This is a genomic window from Microcoleus sp. S13_B4 (assembly GCF_036700885.1).
Lineage (GTDB): Bacteria > Cyanobacteriota > Cyanobacteriia > Cyanobacteriales > Microcoleaceae > Microcoleus.
On the sequence record NZ_JAUBPU010000011.1, the window covers coordinates 47,794 to 68,964 of the forward strand.

Below are 21,171 nucleotides of genomic sequence, written 5' to 3' on the forward strand. Positions count from 1 at the left end.
TTGGTAGGAAGTTTTTTTTTGCGTCACCATAAGTTGAGCAGAACACTCAAAATAATTAAAAAAAATGCTAGAACACGACGTAATCATTGTAGGCGGCGGTTTAGCAGGTTGCCGCGCCGCAGTAGAAATTGCCCGGACTGACCCGAGTTTAAAGGTAGCTGTAGTTGCCAAAACTCACCCAATTAGATCGCACTCCGTCGCAGCCCAAGGCGGCATGGCCTCCAGCCTGCAAAATGTCGATCCCGAAGACAGTTGGAAAGCCCACGCCTTCGACACAGTAAAAGGTTCAGACTATTTAGCCGACCAAGACGCGGTAGAAATCCTCACCCGGGAAGCCCCCGGTGTAGTCATAGATTTAGAACACATGGGAGTCCTCTTCTCCCGCCTCCCAGACGGCAGAATTGCCCAGCGCGCTTTCGGCGGACATTCCCACCGTCGCACCTGCTACGCCGCGGACAAAACTGGTCACGCCATCCTCCACGAATTAGTCAACAATCTGCGCCGGTGCGGAGTTCACATCTATCAGGAGTGGTATGTCACGCGCCTGATTTTGGAAGAAGGCCAAGCCAAGGGGGTAGTTATGTACCGCCTTCTAGACGGTCAAATTGAGGTTGTCCGTGCTAAGGCGGTGATGTTTGCTACGGGGGGTTACGGCCGAGTTTACAATACCACGTCGAACGATTACGCCTCGACGGGAGACGGTTTGGCGATGACGGCTTTAGCTGGATTGCCGCTGGAAGATATGGAATTCGTACAGTTTCACCCGACTGGTTTGTATCCCGTGGGAGTGCTGATTTCCGAGGCTGTGCGGGGCGAAGGCGCTTATTTGATTAATTCAGAGGGCGATCGATTTATGGCCAATTATGCCCCGTCGCGGATGGAATTAGCGCCCAGAGATATCACTTCGCGGTCAATTTCCATAGAAATTCGCGCCGGCCGAGGGATTAATGTTGATGGTAGTGGCGGCGGCCCCTTTATCTACCTCGATTTGCGGCACATGGGACGCGAAAAAATTATGAGCAAAATTCCTTTTGCTTGGGAAGAAGCCCACCGTTTGTTAGGAATTGATGCCGTAAATCACCCAATGCCCGTGCGCCCTACCGTTCACTATTCAATGGGGGGAATTCCTACTAATGTTAGCGGGCAAGTTCGCAGCAGTCCTGAGGGTTTGGTAGACGGTTTCTTTGCAGCCGGCGAAGCAGCTTGCGTGTCGGTTCACGGCGCCAACCGTTTGGGCAGCAATTCGCTTTTAGAATGCGTAGTTTACGGCAAAGTTACTGGCACAACCATAGCACAATTCGTACAAAACCGCAAGTTACCTGCTGTAGACGAACAGCGTTATATTAAGGAAGCAAAAGAGCAAATTCAGGCACTTTTAGAACGTCCTGGAAAATACCGCATCAATCAAGTGCGACAACAGTATCAAGATACTATGACTGAGTATTGTGGTGTATTTCGTAGCGCCGAATTGATGCAGGAAGGTTTAAAAAATTTGGACGATTTAGAGCGAAAATATGAGGAGGTTTACTTAGACGATAAAGGCAAGTTGTGGAATACGGAAATTGTCGAAGCTTTGGAGTTGCGGAGTTTAATAATTGTTGGAAAAATGATTTTAACTTCTGCTTTGAACCGGCAGGAAAGTCGGGGAGCTCATTCGCGGGAAGATTTTACAGAGCGCGATGATGGGAATTTTTTGAAGCATACGCTGGCGTATTATTCGCCTGCGGGGATTGATTTGGCTTATATGCCGGTGGCGATTACGATGTTTGAGCCACAGGAGCGGAAGTATTAATTTGTAGGGTGCGTCAGCCCTCAATAAATTTTGTTTGTTACATAATTACCCAATGGCTGACCCACCCTAATTACTACTGGCTGCATATTCAAACAACTATGATATACAAATATCCGTTCTGGTAAGCCTTTTTTATACTTTTCGTATACCTTGCTAGATAGTTGCGTAGCTCAATTACCTCTCTTAATCCTGCAATTGACAAGTTGACTTCCTCAGAAAGAAAACTCTTTGAAATCTCTGAGCAACACTTCTGTGAGTTCAGTGCAAAATTTAGCCAGAACCGTCTCATTTAGTTGTTGTACTTGACAGATATATGCACTAGCAGCCAAGACTGTCAAAGCAGTAGTATCTTTAGTTTTCTCCTCACTCGGTATAGTGTTATTCGCAGGCTGTTCAGTAATGCCTCTGTATTCAAATGTTTTAATAAAATTCTCGAAATTTTTTACAACATCAGGAACAGATATTGAAATTGGCATTTCGGCGAATGCTTCTGGGTTGTAGACGATATATGAATCGTGCTTCTCTAGTTCCCGCGAAAAATTTAAAGTATATTTCATGAGTCTTGAGGATTATTTTCCCTAACTACTATTGTGATTCTGATACCATATGAATCAACTGGTTCGTGTGCTGTTTTCGCAGCGGAACGACATCGAATGATAATTTCAGTTGCATCTGGAACAGCGCGAAGTTGAGCACCGACGATTTGATCCAAGATTGGACGAGTGAGATGGCGAGCGTTAAACTCTAGGGCTATTTTTTGCGAAGCCATTAGTAGTCACCCTTAACAATAATATTTCTGAGCCGACTGGCTACATTTTTTGCTCCTCTTTCGGTTGGAGCAATAATGTGGATCACACAGTCAATTCCACCATCTTTACCGAAACGTTCGTCTATGCTATCTGGTGTAAGTGATGTGCCAGCCACATCGGTCAACTCAACTGTCTCAAAACCTTTTAGCCTCACCATGATGCGTTTTAGCTCATCATGCTCAAATTCATAGCCCCTTTGACTGGGCGTTGGTGTCTCGAAATGCTCAAAGTTCCGCCGGCTCGGTTTCTCGCCAGTATATGCCGCAGTCTTGACCGATCGCATATTGTCCGTCAGGATGCGCCTGCTGCAAAATTTGCCCGATCGAATCAGTTAAAATTAAACTTTGCGGATGTTCCTGAAAATTTTTCACAAAAGTACCGTCTGACTCTGGTAATTGAGTGTTGTCTGGAAAAGCAGGAGGTAGAACAACGCGGTCAACGCTTTGGGTCATAATTCCCTCCGAGGTCTTACCTAATTGGTAATTAGTAATTGGTAATCGGTAACAGCACGCTCCGCGCGAGGGCTTAGAAACCCGGTTTATTCATGTATCTGTCGTCGTTCAACCAAGATTTATCGTAGAAACCGGGTTTCTTTTCCTAACTCCTGCGTAATTAAGAAGAAAGCGAGTAGTTTTGAGTTTAAATTATTAAGTTTTTAAGTTAAAACTTTTTCACTGACAACTCAAAACTCTTTCACTTACAACTTTCCTTAAGGTTTCGGTAGCGCACCTTCTGGACTAGGAGAAGCAGCCGATTTTGGACTAGGAGAAGCAGCCGATTCGGGACTCGCTTTCTGGGCTGGAGAAGGCGAAGGAGTGCCACTAGCTAACTGATTAATTTGGTCTTTATAGTTAGGAGGCGCTAACTCAGTAGCTCGATCAAATAGCGTTTTTGCCTCATCTGTTTTGCCCTGTTCCTTCAGCACGATCGCCTTTCCTAAAGTGGGGCGAAAATCTTTGGGATTAGCCTTAGCAGATTCGTCGTAAATTGCGATCGCCTCCTCGTAGCGCTTCTGGACAGCATAAACCTGCCCCAAAATCAACTGCACCGAAGTTACATCCACACTTTCCGGTTTCGCCTGATTTGCAGCCGGAGCCGCCTTCAGCGTATCTTGCAGCAGTCCGATCGCAGCTTCGGGCCGTTGCTGCACCAGCAGCAAATTCACCAACCCCTGCAAAGCCTTAATTTCCCCAGGCTTAGACGCTAAAATTGACCTGTAAGCTTGAGCAGCCCCTTCGCGATCGTTCGTGCGTTCCTTAGCCTGAGCCAGCAAAATCCCGTATTCAGTAGTTTCAGGATTCAGCGCAGCCAACTTTTCCAAAGGAGCGATCACATCCTTAATGTCGCCCACTCCTTGTCCGATCAACTCCAGTCGCACCTGCAATAATCCCCGCAAAGCTGTTACATTGTCAGGTTCCCGCTGCAAAACCAATTCGTACCCCCTAGCCTGAGCTTGCAGCAACTCTGATTGCTTCTCCCCAGACTGCGCCGTTTGAGTAGGCGTTGGAGTTGACCGACTTTGCGCTTGGCTGGCCTGGAGAATACTGTTTAAAATTGGCACAAGGGAAAATCCCAAAAAAGCGATGAGCGACAGCACCACCACGACAGTAATCAACCCACGACGCTTGTTTGCTTTTTCCATAATTCAACTATCCCAGCTTAAATCTACTATTTTCTAAGAATTAACGCATCGCCCAGGGGCGTCTGCCATTTAACTAGATCCATGCAACCATAAAAGTTCTTAACTTCAAAGTCCGAACGGACAAAGCAGCCTTTTACTTGCAGCTAATATGGTAACAGACCCACAACTCCATGCTAGCTAAACAATTTTGGACACTCAGACCCGCAGCCCCAAGGACTGCGGTGTCTGTCCAATTTAGTCTGGTCAAGCTAAAAATTACCGAAAATATGGCGGATCAGGCCGTTAGGTAATTGGATTAAGTAAAATAGGCAAGCTGAATATCCTAAATGCTATTAGCCAGCAACTCCAGCTCAGCGCGATCGGCGATCGATCGGTCAGCAACTCCCAAAGTCCTTGCTCGCAAGGATTTTAGCAGTCAGCGAACCGATCGGCACTCGTAGCGTTGAAAGTTGGCGTTGACGGGTCACAACCAGACCTCCGGGCGCAAGCCCCAAGTCAGGTGCTAGTAGTTTTTAAAGCAGTTTCTTCAGTTTATTCCTAATTTCCCTTAAGGGATGTGTCTCCGCTGCAAGGAGTTTTTATGAACCCCTCTCCCAACCGGTCTTCCAAATCGTCCAAATCTACTTCAAATCGCAAGGCTCAGCCCAGCGAACTGGCCGTCAATCCGCCTACAGATACAGATTCCATTCCTGAGACACCAGACGAAAGTTCGGTACCTTCGGCGTTGGCTGCACCTGTTGACCAAAATCAACCGGCAACGCCAACAGACGCCCCAGCGTCCAAGGATAAGCTGCAACGACCACGCTACAGTTCTGCCCTCGACAAGGACAAAACAAAGCCACAAGACCAGCCCAGCAATGATCCTGCACCCCCGGCGCCAGCAGCGTCTTCGACACCTGTCAGCGATACTCCAGCCCTAGCAGTTGCACCGCCGGTCAACGGCGAGCCTCCCGCTAACGAAAGTCAGGCCCCTGAGGACATACCCTCCGTCATGCGCCAACATCCGATTCCCCCACCCAGCGAACCCAGACAGTACCGAGCTGTTGGTTTGGTGCGGGGCCGCTACACGCAATCAGAAGAGCAATTCACCCGGGGTATGCTGATAGCTGCCGACGGAACTGCCATCGACGCAGTTTTGCTGGGTAGAGTCATGAGTTTAGTCAAAAATCACCTGGATCTGGAACAAGAACACCTGTGGGTGGTCTATCCCCGCACCAGGCAAGAAGACGGCAACTTGCACGCCCAGATTATGGGAGTTTGGGAGCCGGAAACGCTTAAGAAACCCCCCGAACCGTCCTCTGATGAGGAGAATCCGGAAGCAGCGGAGATTGAGGCTAGTGGCGAAGCATCGACCGCATCTTTGCCGCCCTCGGAACCTGATGTTGAAGATGGCTATTTTTCGATTAGAGGTGAGGTGATTTATCAATCCCAAGACGAGGAAAAGTATGTCATCGTCAAAATCAAGCAAGCTCCCCGCAAGAATGACGACAAGATGAAGTTTTTTAAACTGAAACTCAAGGGAGATTTAGCAACAAAAGCGATCGGGTTTTTTTGGGATTTCCACGTCAAATTGAAAGCTGACAGTCTGATGATTGAGCAGGCTAATAATATTGGTGCCCTGCCGATTAAAAAGCGGAAATTCCCCCCTGGCAGCAAGCCGCCCGGTGGCTTCAAAGGAGGAGGGAAGCGTCCGTTTACTCCTAGGCCCAGCGGTGACGGTGCTCCTGTAGGGCGTCCTACCATCAAGTCCGCAGCAGCAGCACCGCGTGTCCCCAAGGAACCTCTTCCTAAGCCGGTTAAGAAGCCTAAGCCGATCGAGGAATGAACCAATTTTAGATTTTAGATTAGTGTGTCCAAGACTAATTTACAACCGCTAAATCGCCAATCTAAAATCCTTTATTCGAGCCGGACTTGGGCGCCCCACAAATCTTGCGGGAGAAATACTCTGTCAGTGGGTAGGGGAGCAACTGGGGCCGTGAGGGTAAATTGACCCGCTTCAATTTGCTGCTTCAATTCCAATGCTACTTGCCGGGACAGAAACATACTCGCAAGGGGGGCGGCCCGCACAGGTTTGCCCTCTATCAAAATACGACCTGTTTTTAATTGAGCGTAACTAACTAAACCGAAAGTGGGACGAACGCGCCGGGGGATGGAGAAATCTACCACCGGCGCTACTATTTTTTTGTCGGATACTGCACAGTTGGCGACGACTGTTTCGTTTAAGACGGGAAAGGGGATGCCGACTCCCAGCATCAGGGATGGGCCGTAGTTTTTGAAGTAGCAGCCGCGCACCCATTTCGAGTTCATCTGTTTCGCGTCGCCGATGAGTGCAAGGGTGGCGGCCGGGCCGATGGGGGTGCGGTTGGGCTGGCGTTTTTGCAGCGGAAAGTGCTGGGTTCCTTCCCAGGTGATGTAGCCCTGAGCACCTCCTAGGAAGATGCGGGTGCCGATGCCGATGAGTTGGAGGTCGGGGTCGTTGAGCAGGGGAGACATGGCTCCAAGGTTCGAGTAGACGGCGTTGCCGAGGTTTGGTTGCAGGGGGCCGAGGTAGGTGAACAGCGGGCGATCGCCTCCATTGACGCCAACAATAAAGTTTTGATATGCGTTCCGGGGATTGAATAAATAAAACTGGTTGATTGTATCGCGGGTAATCGTGGTTTCAAAGGAGGCGCGGGGGTAGCAGTCTGTTACTTGTCCGAGGGCGCGCAACTGCACGGGTTTGCCGGCTATTAAGTCTTCGATGACGTGTCCGCCGCCCCGTTCGCGGGATTCTTCGCCGTCTTCGGCTACTTGGGTGGCTCCCAGGTACAGGTCTACTGCCCCGAAGCCCGAGTAGGCTAAAACGCCGTCCAGCCAACATTGGCGGATTTTTATCGGCGGGTCGGTATGGCCGAGGTTGATGATTGCACCGGAGGATTCCATGGGCTCGAAGGTGCCGGTGGTAATCACATCGACTTCTTTGGCGGCTTGGGTAATGCTGGTTTCTTGAACTCTTGTTTTGAGTTCTTCGATTGTCCAGACTGTGGCTTTGCCCTGGCTGATTTTATCGTTGATTTCGTCGATCGATCGCATAAGACTATTTTAGATTTTAGATTTTAGGGTGATGAGAGGTCGAGCGAGCGAATGCAGTTTTGGCGATCGACCTTTTTATTGGTTTTCGCTATAAATTAGCTACAAACTCTGTGTTTGCAATTGCTGCCTCACCGGCTGCCGCCAATACCGGACAATAGCATTATCGTCCTGAGTTTCTGACATTTGTACTAAATGAGCTAGCAAGGTTGCAGGCATAACTGGAAATGCGAGACTGTATTCGCCAAAAATATGTCTGGCTTTTTGAAGTTGGTAAATTTCGACAGTTCCTCCCCTATATCGCCCCATTTCAATAATTCCTAGCTGCTGATAAATTGATAATCGATTCGAGGATACACTGGTAAGATCGACTTTAATGACTAAAGCGGGCGATCCATCGTTAAAAATTCCAAGATTTTTACCGAGAATACTCTCAACATTTTGGATAGAAAAACATGAATCTTGTTGTACACCTTGTGGTAAATCGGAGCGATTTCAACTCGTGGAACTAAATCCTTTAACTCTCAAGTCTAACTCTTAAGTTAAAGCGGTAACTATGCCTTTCAGCACGTCATTTATGTTTGCGTGCAACTCGGACGGTATCATAATTTCTAGCAATCCTCGACTGTAAGCAAAGTTAGAGGCTCTGCGGTCTCTAGCTTCTGCCCATAAGGTCTGATAAGTTGGCAAACTGATATTTGGTAAAACCACTCTTTGAGTAGTTTTTAAACTTAGATTGTCAAGGGGTGTAACAGTCATCATCGAGCAATTTCAATTATTGATTTTCAGGATTGTGGCTTTCTGTATTATTAGGGATTTCTAATTTTTTTTCTGGCAGGCTTTCTGACTTGCTATGTGTTACTCCTATAGATTCGTACTCCTCGTGAATAGCGGTGTCGAGCGCTGCTAGCTTTCTGGGAGTGGCCTGCCACTGGTTAAGAATGTCTTTAATTAAAACTTCTCTAACCCAAACTTGAGCGACAACGGTGAGAGGAAGCGCAAGCAATAGTCCTAAAAATCCAAAGAAGGTAGCGAAGAATACTTGAGCTATTAAGGTAACAGCCGGCAATAGCGCTACTTGCTGCGCCATAACGTAAGGGGTGAGGAGGTTGCTTTCAAATTGTTGAATTAGAAAGTAGAGGATTAGCACAAAACCGGATTTTAAGGGAGAGTCTAAAAGTGCGATAGTCATTGGGGGAATGACGCTCAAACCAGGCCCGATATTGGGTATTAGGTTCAGCAAGCCGGCTAAAACAGCGTGAGCTAGAGCTAGGGGAACCTGCAATACTGACAAACCAATTAAACTCAGAAAAGTGATGACACTCATGCTAATTAAAGCGCCGATTACCCATCGACCGAGAGCTGTTTCGCATTCATCTAAAATGCCATCGACTCGTCGCCGATAGAAAGAGGGAAATAGTTGGATGAATGCTTTGCGGTAAGATAGAGGTTCGGCTAATGTCATCAAGGTCAAAACTATGACCAGCAAAAAGCTGAGAATAACGCCTAATGTGTTACCGACAAAGGCTCCGGCACCGCCGACGAGTTGGTTGAATAAAGGTTGCAGTTGTTGGATAATGTCGTTAATATCAAGATTCGGTAGTCGCTGACCCATTTGTCCAGAAAACCGAGCTTCAATCTGATCGATCCACTCATTTAATTTTGCTATTCCTTGAGGGGCTCTTTGGGTAAGTTGTTGAAACTGTTGGGCAAATGGTGGTACAATGATGAGGAATAATCCTACGAAGATGAGGACTAGGAAGCTAACTGATAAGAGTACGGCGATCGATCTTTTGAGTCCGAATTTTTGCAAGTAGCGTGCTAGTCTGTTTAAGGCTGTGGCTAAGACGACGGCAGCAAACAGCAGCAGTAGGGCCTGCCTGATTTGCCACAGGATGTAACAAGATGCGATGAGGGCTAATAAGCCCATCCACTGTCCTAGCTTCATTAGATTTTAGATTTTAGATTTTAGATTGAGGAATAAGGTATTGGGAATTGCTGCTGGCTAATTGTTCTGCAGCCCCGAAGCGATGAATCGCCTTTATATCAAGATACAGCAGATGCGGGCGATCGCATCTTTAATCAGATACCCCTACTCGGACATCAGCATAAGCAGCCTCCTCAGTTCCCTGTTGCGAACACCTGCTGCGCTGTCAGCTTCAATTCGGGGAAAGTTGGGGACTCAATACGCTGGCCTTCTCTGAAAAGTTTGACTTGGTATTCCCCCTCAATTAGTTGGTAAATCGAAAAAGTGGGTTGTTTGGGGTTGCCAATAAACCGTCTGCCGCCCAATCCTAAATAGTCTATAATCCAATATTCTTGAATACCCATTGACTCATATGCCTCAAGCTTTAGGGCATAATCATCACCCCAATTAGTGCTAGTTACCTCGACGATTAGGGGGACTGATGAACCCATTGTGATAATTGATGATTTCTCCCATCGCGGCTCGTTTCCAATGGTTTGTTCGTTAAGTACAATAATATCTGGTTCATACCCCGATTCCTCGCGCATGGGTTTGATGACGCATTCTTTGGGGATGAAGTAGGGCAAGTTGAGACGCTCAATCTCTATTCCGACTTTCAGTGCGGTAAAACCGGCCACTTTAGAATGTTTACCTGTTGCTTTTGGCATCTCAACAATTTCTCCATTGTGCAGTTCGTAGTGGTGTTCTGAATTTTCAGGATACCAGTCAATGAATTGATCGAAGGTTACTAATTCGGGTATGATTTGAATCATGGTGAGTGCCTCAAGTTGGGTTTTGATAAGCTGTACGGGGAATTAAGATTTTGGCAAAAACACAGTCTTTAGACCAAGTAGCGCTCGCACTTTTTGATGCGTCTCTACTGCTGCTGTTGGCGCGATCGGCAGCCGAGGATGGCAGCTAAGATGATACTGGGGGTAAAGACGGCGATTAGGGCGTTGAGGTCGGTTGAGGGGATGGATAAGCTCGGCCCTGCGTATTTGATGGCCACGGAAAGGGCGGCGGAAAGGGTGAATACTTTGAGGATGGGGCTGATGTTGGTGTTCATGGAGGTGGTAGTTGGTTGGGCGATCTGGTTTTGAGAGTATTATGGCAAGTATGTGTTGCGGCTGGGCGGGCGATCGGCTATTTTCTGAGATACTAGAATAATTTGCCAGCGTTGAGTGTAATTGAAAATGGATCACCAAAATTTTGAGTTAATAGAAAATATTCGCCAGCAATTTGACAATACTCCTTTTCCCAGAATCCCCCTAGAACAATCTCCCAAAGACAACAGTGAATTGCTCTACCTTCATAATCTTGTAACTGCTTACTACTTCAGAAATAGAAAAGTTATTAATATCGAAGGTAAAGTTATCCTTGATGCAGGATGCGGCACCGGTTATAAATCCTTGGTTTTAGCTCTAGCCAATCCGGGAGCGAAAATAGTAGCCATCGATTTATCCGAATAATCTGTGAAGCTAGCCGAGCAACGTTTGCAATATCATGGGGTTGCTAATGCAGAGTTTTATGCTTTGAATATAGAAGAGTTACCAAGTTTAGGATTAGAGTTTGACTATATTAATGCTGACGAAGTTCTGTATCTCTTGCCCGATGCTATTGCTGGGTTGCAAGCGATGAAGTCAGTTCTCGCGACTGATGGCATCATCCGCACAAACCTTCACAGTTCACATGGTAGAGCCGGAGTATTTCGCGCTCAAGCTGCTTTCAAAACAATGGGATTAATGAATGGATCTCCTGGAGAATTGGAGATAGAAATAGTCCGGGAAACAATGGAAGCATTACAAGATGAAGTAGGACTTAAGGCATGCACCTGGAATTCCGATCGCGCGCAGGATGAGGGATGGATTATGGCTAACTATTTATTGGTGGGTGATAAAGGTTGTAGCATTCCTGAAGTGTTCGGAATGTTGAGAGGTGCTGATTTAGAGTTTATCAGTATGGTGGCTTGGCGGAGGTGGGAGTTGATGGATTTGTTCAAAGATCCAGATGATTTGCCTCCGTTTTTGGCGATGAGTCTGCCAGAAGCTTCTCTGGAAGAGCGGCTGCATTTATTTGACTTGTTACATCCCCTGCACCGTTTGTTTGATTTCTGGTGCGGCAATCCCGATCGAACTCAGGCTTTTGTGCCCGTTGCGGAATGGACCCAGGCTCAATGGCGGGAAGCACGGGTACACCTGCACCCTCAACTGAGGACTTGCCGGATTAGGGAAGACTTGAGTAATTGCATTGACACGCAGACGGTGTTTGAGATTAGCCATTATATTATTGTGCCAACTCTAGCGCCTGTGGCGATCGAGAGTGCGATCGCTGCTTGCTTGCTGCTTTGTGGGATGAGCCACAGTCTGTGGTTTTGATCGTGGAGCACTGGCTGCCGATCCGCTCGCAGATCGGTGTTAACGTAGAGCCTGTTAGTGAGTAGACGGCCTTTGAGGAAGTCAAGGAGGAACTGTTGATTAGGCTGGAAGTCTTTCTCTATGTGCTTTTGGAGCCTTAGAGCCAGGAGTTGAAAAAAAAAATAGTTTGGGGTGATATTAAAGCGCTGGTAACTGGGTAAGTTACATATAAGAGTTAGAAATCGAGCATCCCACCCCTCAAGGAGAAAAGACTTATGAAGACTGAATTTAAAGCCAAGTTCCTGCAACACATCAACAAAAGAAGACAGGATCAAGGTTTCACCCTGATTGAACTGCTAGTTGTTATCATCATTATCGGTATTCTTTCCGCTATCGCTTTGCCCGCCTTCCTCAACCAAGCCAATAAAGCCAAGCAGTCTGAAGCCAAGCAGTATGTCGCATCAATCAACAAGGGTCAGCAAGCCTACTACGCAGAAAATACTACATTTGGACAGAATGTTGGTGCCTTGGGTCTCGGTCTCAAAACTACAACCAATAATTACAACTACTACGTAACAGGTACTTCAGATGGAGCACAAGCCAGCGCCCCTCCCCTTACTAATGCTGCTGCTGCTCTCAAGGGATATTCTGGGGGGGTCGCTTTAGTTAGTGCAGGCGAAGCAAAAACCACGCAAAGCGTACTTTGTCAGACAGCAGGTACCGGAGTTGCTACTGCTACTCCGCCTACGGTTACTGGTACTATAACTGAACTGAGCTGTGCCACTGCCACTGGCATGGAAGCAGTTACCAAATAATTATTGAGCCTGACAAGCCATGCCTGTTACCGAGAGCAGGTGGAACTCATTGTTCTACCTGCTCCTGTCTGTTGTAGAAAAACTTCTTTGAACAGCTTGATCTTATGGTTTCTAGTAATGTATCGGTTGTAGCATCTGATTGGCAAAAAACTCATCAATTTGTGCTTAACGGAAATTATGCCGAAGCTGCCAAGCTTTACGAACAGGCAATTGAAGACGAACCAGGCGTCAAGTCGCACTATTGGCAGTTAGGGTTAATGTTGCTGTTGCAGGGACAAGAAGTTGAAGCTCAGACTACTTGGCTGTTGGGAGTGGCGGAGGGAGAACCTGAAGAAATAGATGGGTGGACTGAGGATCTAATACAGATTCTGCAAACAGAGGCGGAGCGACAGAGGGAACTGGGTGACTATTCGGTTGCTTGGGCAATTCGGCAACATATAAGGGAAATTAATCCTACAGATATCAACAACCTCCTGCATTTGGTGGGTTTGTCAACCATGCTTGAGACTTATACAGGAGAAGAATTGGCAGATATTGGTATTATTGATCTCCTCAAGTCACAAGAAACAAATGAGGTGGACTTTGAGCTATTGATGCAAGTGTTGAAGAATGTTTTAGATCGGGCTCCTTTGTATCCGTCATCCTTTGACTTTACAGAAGCTAGTACAGCCCATATCAAAGATACTTTAGTTTTTTTGATTATTTTAATACCCTTTATTTATAAAATTGCTTACTCGGCAAAGCAGGCTAACTTAGCAGCACGCTTCACCGAAGTGTGCTTGCGTGTGGAGCCTCAACATCCAGAATTACTGGTTGCTTTGTCGGTTTTTTATCAAGATATTAGGGAGTACACCAAAGGAATAGAAACTGCTAAGTTGTGTTACTCAGTTATGGAAGGTTTGGCAAATAAAATTTATGCTAATATACTAATAGTTCGTAGTTTGATGGGTGCTGGTGGCTACTGGGATCAATCTCTTTTAGGGCTAGAAAGAGAGAAATCCCTTTTAGGCTCTTTGTTTGAAGATCAACCGACATCCCTAAATTCAAGTGAGACAATGCGCTTATTTACCGCGGGCTTTTTTTTCCCCTACTTTCAGGATAGACCCGAGGAAAATTTGCAAATTCGCCGTAAAATAGCTCAGGTTGCTCAGTTAAACATTGAAAATTTCGCTAAGGAGAATGTAGATCGGTATCGCCATTGGCGTTCGCCTATACTAAACAGCAATCTTCCGGCAAAACGCTTGAAGATTGGATATATTTCTCATTGCTTACTTAGTCATTCTGTAGGCTGGTTAGCCCGGTGGGTGTTTCAGTACCGCGATCGCGACCGCTTTGAAGTCAATGCTTACTTCCTTGCCTCTGAAATGAGCCGCGACCCCGTAGAGGACTGGTACATTAGCAAAGTTGACAAAGCTTATAAATTAGGATTGGATGGTTTGGATGCTGCTGAGAAAATTTATGAAGATGAAATTGATATTTTGGTCGATCTTGATAGCATCACTCTGACAAATACTTGTGAAACTCTAGCTGTTAAGCCTGCACCTATTCAAGTGACTTGGTTGGGGTGGGATGCTTCGGAAATCCCGACAATTGACTATTTTATAGCCGATCCTTATGTTCTGCCGGATGATGCTCAAAACTATTATTCGGAAAAAATTTGGCGATTACCTCAAACCTACATAGCAGTCGATGGTTTTGAGGTTGGGGTGCCAACGCTGCGACGCGATCACTTGGATATTGGCAGTGATGCTGTGATATATCTTAGTGCTCAGAGGGGATATAAGTATCACCCCGATACCGCACGGCTGCAAATGCAAATTATTAAAGCAGTACCGAATAGTTATTTTTTAATTAAAGGTTTGGCGGATCAAGAATCAGTCAAAAAGTTTTTTGTCGAAGTTGCGGAATCAGAGGGAGTGGGAGCGGATCGCCTGCGATTTTTAGCCTTGACCGGCTCGGAGGCAGAACACCGGGCTAATTTGGGGATTGCAGATGTGGTACTAGATACATATCCCTACAACGGAGCTACAACAACTATGGAAACGCTGTGGATGGGCGTTCCTATAGTAACCCGTGTGGGGGAGCAGTTTGCCGCTCGCAACAGCTATACGATGATGATGAATGCTGGTATTTCGGAAGGGATTGCTTGGACTGATGAAGAGTATGTAGAATGGGGAATTCGTTTAGGGAAAGATCCTGTTTTGCGGCAGCAAATATCTTGGAAACTGCGACAGTCGCGACAGACTGCTCCGCTGTGGAATGCCAAGCAATTTACGCGAGAGATGGAAAAAGCTTACGAACAAATGTGGCAGATATATTTAGATAAACATTAGTCATAAGGGAGATCGGGTGATTGGAAAAGCTGAAAATTCTGGTTGTAAATAATCTATATCCACCCCAAGTGGTTGGAGGATACGAACGGGCGATCGCAGATTACGCTAAGCTTTTACAAGAGCGTGGTCATCAGGTTCTCGTTATCACCAGCAACACGGAACACTTACCCACTGGTTATAAAAAAGCAGATTCAGATCCTCAGACAGTGCGACGCTGTTTATCTTTATGGGGAAGTTGGACAGAGCTAGGAGCACAGCCTTTTTACCCAGCTCATATTGCAGCAATTGCTGTACAAAATTACAAAACTTTAGAGGAAGTGTTGCGATCTTTTAAACCAGATGTTTGCTTAACAGGCAATGCAGATTTTTTAGGTTCGCCTATTTTAGAGCAGATACTAGCTGCTGGGATACCGATCGCTCATTATGTGATGAATTCACAACCCGGATATAGCTGTGATCTGGCTCCTCAGAGTTCTTTATATCGATACATTACTGTTAGCGATTGGATTCGAGAGAATTTACAAAAACAAGGCTACCCCACAGAAACTGCTCAGACGATTTACCCGGGTGCAGAGGTTGAGGAATTTTACCAAGCTGAAATTCCACCGCGCGATCGCCTCCGCATTGTCTATGCCAGTTTAGTGATGCACTATAAAGGCCCAGATGTTTTGATTGAAGCTCTTTACTTACTCCACAATGCAGATATTGACTTTACTGCCACAATAGCAGGAGGTTCTTTAACTCCTAGCTTTGTTCAAGAACTTCAAAAATTTGTTGAATCAGAGGGCTTACAAGACAAAATTCACTTTGCTGGATTGCTATCCCGGCAGGAACTAAAACAACTCTACAAAACGCATAATATTTGGGTATTGCCCTCTCGCTTTGAAGAACCGTTTAGCATTGGTTTAATTGAAGCGATGGTTGCTGGAATGACAATAGTTGCCAGCAATACAGGGGGCTCTCCAGAAGCCGTGAAGCACAAAGAAACTGGGCTAATCTTTGAGTCAGAAAACCCTATGGATCTTGCCGATCAGTTATCTTATCTTCTGATAAATCCTACTGAGTGGGAAGATATGGTGAGACGAGGAAAAGAGCGAGCCTTATCGGAATTGAATCGCACTTATACAATGGATAGGCTAGAAACAGTTTTATACGAACTAGCTGTTCAGAAAGATTAGTGTACTCTATTTACCTGCAATCTGCTGTAAATAATATTATTTTATTAAAATAACTTGCTGCTAAAGTTATTTATTTCACAAGTAGGAATATTCCCTGCTTTCGCCTCTGCGATCGCCTCTCTATTCTCATTTTTCAATACAATTCTAGCATCAAGGTTAGGCAAAAGCGCTGCCCACTGAATTTTACTCAGGTTGCCAAGAATAGAAATTTCGGGTCCATCCGTAACCTCTATATCTTCTTGCATAAGAAGATTCATGATAACAGCGGACAAAATTAGATTCACATCATCCTCAATATCGTTGATAGTAGCTATTAATAAACTCATGTAACTTTTATTTGGATGAGTTACAACGGCCTTAATGACTCCTTCCAAATCCAAGCAGATAGACTCCTCTGACTGTAACCAATCGGGAAAAATAATTAAGTTAATTTCCTTTAATTGAATAGGTAGGAAAATATTAACTAAATTGCCTTGACTGTCAGAGTGTTTATCTAGCTGTGAAGAGCCAGAACTAATCGTCTCAAGAAAACGCAAAGCTGTAGGAACAGGTCCATAATTTTCAATTGCCCACTGACAGCCATCTATTGAGATTCTTTCTAAAATTTCTGGGTCACTATGGATGCGCTCGACACTATCTTGTATATTGTCAAGATCAATTCCTATATAGTGACGCCAGTTTTCTGGCATCACTGGCAGTTGAATGCCGTACTTCTCAAAGTCCACATGAAACGTCGCGCAACCCGCGGCCAGTGATTCCCAAAACCTCCAACTGTCCCACCATTCCACAATGGTTTCTCCTGTCCAATAACTAGGGATAAGACAACCTCCAAAACAGGCGCAAGCAGTAGATTGTTTTAGGCGTTGATAATAACTTGGATAGTGACGTTTATTAGTTTGTTTCCACTGTAAGTAGTGGTAATTGTTGATGGGAGGCTGTTCAAAATCGTCAACGGTATCATCCAATGGCATAATCTCTTGAATTTTTGGAAAAAATTTTTCGCGAACAATCTTTCTCAAGGGATATTCAACTACAATGAATCCTTTTTCAACCCCTATCCATCCTTGGGGAGTTCTGAGTAAGCTTTTTACGCAATCTAAGCGCTGATGGTCTACTCGGAAATTAGCAAGTAAGTTTATTTTTCTTTTAGCACTTTTTTGAAGGTCGCTAGTTTCTCGAAGAATGCGGTCGGAAATACCATAAGCCCAAGGTATGCAGTTTGATGGATATTGAGATTTGCTATTGTAGTGAGTTCTTAATCTGAAATCAAAATTGTTGAGTTCTGGGTTCCAAATTGTAAACCCATCCATAAAGTCCAGATAAACTGTAATATATTTTCGATTTTGATGAAAAAGATTTTCAGGAAAATCTGAGCAAGAGTCTAACCAGGTCATATCCACCACCACAACAGAGCAATCGTCAGGTTTTACGCTGGGGTTATAGCAAAACAAATATTCTTGCCTTTCTGGTGAAAGCTGCCAATAGTTAATATTTGAATAAAATGGAATATCTAATTCTTTAAATCCTTCAGCTAGACAAATGCTTAAATGCGAAAATTGGTTTTTACACAAATAAAAAAATACCTTTCCTTCAAAAATGTTTGGCAACTCAGATTTTACAGAGTTTGTTTCGTTATTCATTTGTTTTATTAGTAAGATGATTTGGGTGTTTTAACGCCAAGTTATCCAACCTTGAAATTATTTAATTTCCAAACAGGAATATTTTCTGCACCTACGTCTACAAATGCTTGCTCGTTCTCATTTTCTAAGACTACCCGATAGTGGATGCAGGGTAGTAAAGCTTTCCACTGCATTTCACTGAGATTTCCCAGTAAGGAAACTTCTGGAACATCTGTCTCATCTAAATCTTCTTGCATAAGAATATTCATTATAACAGAGGATAAAACTAGATTCGCATCTTCTTCAGAGATGTTGCTTGTGTCGAGAAGCGCAGTTATTTTACTTGGCTCTTTGTAAGCCAATAAAGTGGTCATTACACCTTCTAACTCAAGACATAGGGACTCTTCAGATTGCTGCCAATCAGGAAACAGAATTATATTAATCTCCCTCAGTCTTAAGTTATTGAGGAAGTCATCCAATTCCGCTGACAGTGAAACTTCTGGTGAGACAACCAAATTTAACTGTGAACGATAGCGATTTAATAGATTCTCAGCCTTGACCAGCTTTGGCACAATTTTCAAAACGGCTTGCGCTGTTTTTTTGGCTAATTCTATATTGCCCATTTTTTCTGAGGCTTGGGCTAAATACCAAAAAGTGCGCCAGTGATTACAGTCTTGATGAACAGAATCTTCTTTTTGAAACCATACACCAGTATAGTCGATAACGCGAAGAGCAAATGATTGACCGCAAAGCCTTTCAAATTCATGGATTGCTTTTGTACAACCATCCCAGTGACCGTAATCGTCTATCTGGATAAAACCGTTGGGAACAACACGATCGTAAATGTTGTTAAATATATCCATTGTTGACTCATACCAATCGCCATCAGCATGCAGTAAAGCTATACTGCCTATGGCGGATTTAGATTCAGGTAAGGTTTGAGCAAATAGCCCCTTAACGGGTATGACAATATCTGCGACATCCAAGGATTGACAAATGACATCTAAGTTGTCAGTAAGTGGAGCTTTGAGAGTCCCCGCACCCCAATCTGTTAAATTAGCAGGAATTCCGTTATGTTTATCAGCTTCAGTGGGTTCTGGCATCCCTTCAAAAGTGTCAAAAGCATAGACGACTCGCGGGCGTAAACTGTATCGCTTGATAACGACTGCTAGAAGTGCTGCTGACCCTCCTTTGTAACTGCCGCATTCAACGAAGTTACCTGGTATATTATCTAAACAGATTTGCCTGGCTAGGGAGTATAGCGAAAACAGTCGGGCTTCACTCAATAATGTGTAGGGTCTGATAACTGAGAGTATTTCTTGAAACTCGTCAGTGAGAGTGTTGTCAAAAGGTATGTTGCTAAATTGAGCCAGGATATGATGCTGCAAGCTTTTTTGAACGTCCCCTACTTGCCAGTAAAGCGAGCTGAGATAGTTCTGAGCAATTAAAGAGCTTGGATGGACTTTTAGTGCCTGAGTGAAGGTAGTGATCGCCGTCTCTATCTCACCCTTCACAAAACACTCTTTGCCTTTCTGAATTAACTCAGTAAATTTTTGGCGAGCGCCGCTAAAATCAACAGAGGAGCGTACATCAGACACAGAGTGATACTCTTCAACATAATGAAACAGCTTATTTAAAAAAGGATCGACAGACTGATTATTTGAGATACCGCTGACTGTGTAACTTTGTAAATGTGCTGGTAAAACCCAGTTAACTTTAGGATCGGGCTGATGGATAACTGGCTCTACATTTCCCCGCCAAGCAACCCCCATTATTTGCATAGTTTGGTACACCAATGTTTGCCATCCCTTGTCCCTCAAATAGTCCAAGCCTTGAGCTACATCAGGAGAAGCCAAATCGTGAAATAAAATCAAAGCGTCTGCTTCTGCTAATTGTTCACAGGCTATCGCATCATTAAGTGGTCCTGGTGATTCGTGATTGCCATCAATAAAAATCAACGACCATTTACGTTGAAATTGATCTGCTAACTCCTCCACTTTTTGAGGGCTATAACCATCCACTAAATTAACGGACTCAAAAACTTCAGCCGCTTTCAGCGAATTGCTGACACTTTCATAAAATTCTGGTATCGCTAATAGAGGGTCAACTACATCTAGCTGTACTCCTGCTAATGCTAGATGACAAGCAGACCAACCCAACCAGCAGCCAATCTCTAAAGCTTTTTTCCCCTGAAATTTAAGAGCTGTATTGTAAAGAATATGAGCCTCATCTCGACTCAGAAACCCTATCGTTGGGTGTCGCTTGTCCACATACCAATTATGGGGGATTTCCCGACGCAGGTAAGGCCAAGGTTGACTGTTAGCATCTCCTGCGATCATATTTGGGAAACACTTGTCAGGCTGTACGAGTTCAAATCCAGGCGATACATAATCTCCGACGGGTAATAAGGCACGCTCAATGACTTTTACTGTTTCCTCAATCATCCGTTCTTCTCTAAACATTTCTTCTGCTCGCTGCTTGCAATCTTGACCAATAGAGTGACGTAATTCTGGATTCTCCACCCACTCTTCAATTGTTGTAACTAATTCTTTAATTGTGGCTTGGGAGTCAATTTTGGGATCTGAAAGTAATTTACCATTATTGCCCAATTCTTCGGAAATGCCACTGACATCTGTAGCAATTACTGGTAAACCCTTTGCCATTGCTTCCATAACGCACAACGGCATTCCTTCTAATTCGGAGGGAAAAACAAACATATCAGCCACATCCAACCACTCTGAAACATCAGGAATTTGTCCTAAAAACTTAACTTTTTCTGTTATTTTCAGTTCCTGAACAGATTCTTTAAGTTGTGTTTCGAGCTGTGGATCAAAAATTCCCCCCCCTGCCCACGCAAAGTAAAGTTTAGACCAGATTGGGCTTGGGATAAGCTGCTTAATTGCTTCTAGTTGGTACTGGTAGCCTTTGCGCGTCTCTATGCGAGCTGCTGTGAAACAAACTATAGCATCTAAGGGTATACTCCACTCTTGGCGCAGCCGTTCGCGAACCCCTGCATTACGAGGAGCAAAATATTGCGGAGGTCGTCCGTTATAAATAACCTGTCCTTGATATTTAGGAAGTTTGAACCATTTGTGCAAGAGATTTAAACTATCATGTGAAACTGCAATGACTGACTTAGCGAGAGTGTATTGATGTAATAGCTGATTCAAGTATGCAGCAAATTGAGTTGCTAAATGAGGATCGACAAGATGTTCAATTATGATATACGGAATTCCTAGCTCGATTGCCGTCTCCTTTGGTATCCAATTAGAAAAAGGACAGGAATTACTAAAAATAATTATGTCTGGTTGAAGAGATAAATTTTTAAAGGTTTTCATAAAAAAATCAACAGCTTCACCTTCAAGCCAGATGTGGTGAATCCCTAATAGTTGTTGGTGCGTAATTAAGCTATTAGATGCCTTGGATTGTACGCACGTAACTTGATAGCCTAATTTTACTAATCCGCACAGAAGGGAGTGATTACATTGTGCAGCTCCCCCTACTCCTGGATCATCTGTACACAATAAAATATGTTTAATCATAAATTTCAATACATTACTTATCCTTTAGAATACCTATTTCTCCCCGAAAAGC

16 protein-coding genes and 2 pseudogenes are annotated in these 21,171 nt (G+C 44.6%); 7 read left to right on the forward strand and 11 right to left on the reverse strand.

Annotated features, from left to right (window positions below):
- The first annotated feature begins 64 nt into the window (after positions 1-64).
- Positions 65-1,792: a succinate dehydrogenase/fumarate reductase flavoprotein subunit gene (locus tag QT994_RS09115; protein WP_333173584.1), complete on the forward strand. Its 1,728-nt coding sequence runs from the start codon at positions 65-67 to the stop codon at positions 1,790-1,792.
- A gap of 212 nt (positions 1,793-2,004) precedes the next feature.
- On the opposite strand, the gene QT994_RS09120 is transcribed toward QT994_RS09115, so the two are convergent.
- The 4 genes and pseudogenes from QT994_RS09120 to QT994_RS09135 all read right to left on the reverse strand — a co-directional run bounded on the left by QT994_RS09120 (position 2,005) and on the right by QT994_RS09135 (position 4,243).
- The gene (locus QT994_RS09120; protein ID WP_333173587.1) at positions 2,005-2,349 is read right to left on the reverse strand and encodes a hypothetical protein; all 345 of its coding nucleotides are present in this window, start codon (positions 2,347-2,349) and stop codon (positions 2,005-2,007) included.
- A 211-nt stretch (positions 2,350-2,560) separates the two neighbouring features.
- Positions 2,561-2,758 carry a hypothetical protein gene (locus QT994_RS09125; RefSeq protein ID WP_333173590.1) on the reverse strand — a complete coding sequence of 66 codons (198 nt, stop codon included), beginning with the start codon at positions 2,756-2,758 and terminating at the stop codon, positions 2,561-2,563.
- A gap of 73 nt (positions 2,759-2,831) precedes the next feature.
- Positions 2,832-3,053 (reverse strand): annotated as a pseudogene (locus tag QT994_RS09130) (Uma2 family endonuclease); the annotation flags it as partial.
- Positions 3,054-3,310: 257 nt separating this feature from the next.
- Positions 3,311-4,243: a tetratricopeptide repeat protein gene (locus QT994_RS09135; RefSeq protein ID WP_333173593.1), complete on the reverse strand. Its 933-nt coding sequence runs from the start codon at positions 4,241-4,243 to the stop codon at positions 3,311-3,313.
- A 580-nt stretch (positions 4,244-4,823) separates the two neighbouring features.
- Here QT994_RS09135 and QT994_RS09140 point away from each other — a divergent pair.
- Complete coding sequence (locus tag QT994_RS09140; RefSeq protein ID WP_333173596.1) at positions 4,824-6,068, forward strand: hypothetical protein; 1,245 nt, start codon at positions 4,824-4,826, stop codon at positions 6,066-6,068.
- A gap of 71 nt (positions 6,069-6,139) precedes the next feature.
- On the opposite strand, the gene QT994_RS09145 is transcribed toward QT994_RS09140, so the two are convergent.
- The 5 genes from QT994_RS09145 to QT994_RS09165 all read right to left on the reverse strand — a co-directional run bounded on the left by QT994_RS09145 (position 6,140) and on the right by QT994_RS09165 (position 10,051).
- A complete protein-coding gene (locus QT994_RS09145; protein ID WP_333173599.1) occupies positions 6,140-7,315 on the reverse strand; it encodes a homocysteine biosynthesis protein in 1,176 nt (391 codons plus the stop codon).
- Positions 7,316-7,414: 99 nt separating this feature from the next.
- Positions 7,415-7,621, reverse strand: a complete 207-nt coding sequence (locus QT994_RS09150; protein WP_333173601.1) for a hypothetical protein — start codon at positions 7,619-7,621, stop codon at positions 7,415-7,417.
- Positions 7,622-7,849: 228 nt separating this feature from the next.
- A complete protein-coding gene (locus QT994_RS09155) occupies positions 7,850-8,074 on the reverse strand; it encodes a hypothetical protein (protein ID WP_333173603.1) in 225 nt (74 codons plus the stop codon).
- 13 nt (positions 8,075-8,087) lie between these two features.
- Positions 8,088-9,260 carry an AI-2E family transporter gene (locus QT994_RS09160; RefSeq protein ID WP_333173605.1) on the reverse strand — a complete coding sequence of 391 codons (1,173 nt, stop codon included), beginning with the start codon at positions 9,258-9,260 and terminating at the stop codon, positions 8,088-8,090.
- Between the two features lie 173 nt (positions 9,261-9,433).
- Positions 9,434-10,051 (reverse strand): Uma2 family endonuclease, encoded by a 618-nt coding sequence (locus QT994_RS09165; RefSeq protein ID WP_333173607.1) that lies wholly within the window; start codon positions 10,049-10,051, stop codon positions 9,434-9,436.
- Positions 10,052-10,252: 201 nt separating this feature from the next.
- On the opposite strand from QT994_RS09165, the gene QT994_RS09170 reads away from it, so the two are divergent.
- The 5 genes and pseudogenes from QT994_RS09170 to QT994_RS09190 all read left to right on the forward strand — a co-directional run bounded on the left by QT994_RS09170 (position 10,253) and on the right by QT994_RS09190 (position 15,958).
- Complete coding sequence (locus QT994_RS09170; RefSeq protein WP_333173609.1) at positions 10,253-10,378, forward strand: hypothetical protein; 126 nt, start codon at positions 10,253-10,255, stop codon at positions 10,376-10,378.
- A gap of 93 nt (positions 10,379-10,471) precedes the next feature.
- A pseudogene (locus QT994_RS09175) lies at positions 10,472-11,793 on the forward strand (class I SAM-dependent methyltransferase).
- Positions 11,794-11,907: 114 nt separating this feature from the next.
- Complete coding sequence (locus QT994_RS09180; RefSeq protein ID WP_333173611.1) at positions 11,908-12,447, forward strand: type IV pilin-like G/H family protein; 540 nt, start codon at positions 11,908-11,910, stop codon at positions 12,445-12,447.
- 104 nt (positions 12,448-12,551) lie between these two features.
- Positions 12,552-14,780: an O-linked N-acetylglucosamine transferase family protein gene (locus QT994_RS09185; protein ID WP_333173614.1), complete on the forward strand. Its 2,229-nt coding sequence runs from the start codon at positions 12,552-12,554 to the stop codon at positions 14,778-14,780.
- Between the two features lie 20 nt (positions 14,781-14,800).
- Positions 14,801-15,958: a glycosyltransferase family 4 protein gene (locus tag QT994_RS09190; protein WP_333173616.1), complete on the forward strand. Its 1,158-nt coding sequence runs from the start codon at positions 14,801-14,803 to the stop codon at positions 15,956-15,958.
- Positions 15,959-16,002: 44 nt separating this feature from the next.
- Here the strand turns inward: QT994_RS09190 and QT994_RS09195 are convergent, their stop codons facing one another.
- Positions 16,003-17,598, reverse strand: coding sequence for a hypothetical protein (locus QT994_RS09195; RefSeq protein ID WP_333173618.1), 1,596 nt, complete (start codon positions 17,596-17,598; stop codon positions 16,003-16,005).
- 41 nt (positions 17,599-17,639) lie between these two features.
- Positions 17,640-21,119 carry a TylF/MycF/NovP-related O-methyltransferase gene (locus QT994_RS09200; protein WP_333173620.1) on the reverse strand — a complete coding sequence of 1,160 codons (3,480 nt, stop codon included), beginning with the start codon at positions 21,117-21,119 and terminating at the stop codon, positions 17,640-17,642.
- Between the last annotated feature and the right edge of the window lie 52 nt (positions 21,120-21,171).

Coding starts and splice junctions, on each gene's coding strand:
- QT994_RS09115 (WP_333173584.1), top strand. CDS start 65: ATGCTAGAACACGACGTAATCATTGTAGGCGGCGGTTTAGCAGGTTGC.
- QT994_RS09120 (WP_333173587.1), bottom strand. CDS start 2,349: ATGAAATATACTTTAAATTTTTCGCGGGAACTAGAGAAGCACGATTCA.
- QT994_RS09125 (WP_333173590.1), bottom strand. CDS start 2,758: ATGGTGAGGCTAAAAGGTTTTGAGACAGTTGAGTTGACCGATGTGGCT.
- QT994_RS09135 (WP_333173593.1), bottom strand. CDS start 4,243: ATGGAAAAAGCAAACAAGCGTCGTGGGTTGATTACTGTCGTGGTGGTG.
- QT994_RS09140 (WP_333173596.1), top strand. CDS start 4,824: ATGAACCCCTCTCCCAACCGGTCTTCCAAATCGTCCAAATCTACTTCA.
- QT994_RS09145 (WP_333173599.1), bottom strand. CDS start 7,315: ATGCGATCGATCGACGAAATCAACGATAAAATCAGCCAGGGCAAAGCC.
- QT994_RS09150 (WP_333173601.1), bottom strand. CDS start 7,621: ATGGGGCGATATAGGGGAGGAACTGTCGAAATTTACCAACTTCAAAAA.
- QT994_RS09155 (WP_333173603.1), bottom strand. CDS start 8,074: ATGATGACTGTTACACCCCTTGACAATCTAAGTTTAAAAACTACTCAA.
- QT994_RS09160 (WP_333173605.1), bottom strand. CDS start 9,260: ATGAAGCTAGGACAGTGGATGGGCTTATTAGCCCTCATCGCATCTTGT.
- QT994_RS09165 (WP_333173607.1), bottom strand. CDS start 10,051: ATGATTCAAATCATACCCGAATTAGTAACCTTCGATCAATTCATTGAC.
- QT994_RS09170 (WP_333173609.1), top strand. CDS start 10,253: ATGGATAAGCTCGGCCCTGCGTATTTGATGGCCACGGAAAGGGCGGCG.
- QT994_RS09180 (WP_333173611.1), top strand. CDS start 11,908: ATGAAGACTGAATTTAAAGCCAAGTTCCTGCAACACATCAACAAAAGA.
- QT994_RS09185 (WP_333173614.1), top strand. CDS start 12,552: ATGGTTTCTAGTAATGTATCGGTTGTAGCATCTGATTGGCAAAAAACT.
- QT994_RS09195 (WP_333173618.1), bottom strand. CDS start 17,598: ATGAATAACGAAACAAACTCTGTAAAATCTGAGTTGCCAAACATTTTT.
- QT994_RS09200 (WP_333173620.1), bottom strand. CDS start 21,119: ATGATTAAACATATTTTATTGTGTACAGATGATCCAGGAGTAGGGGGA.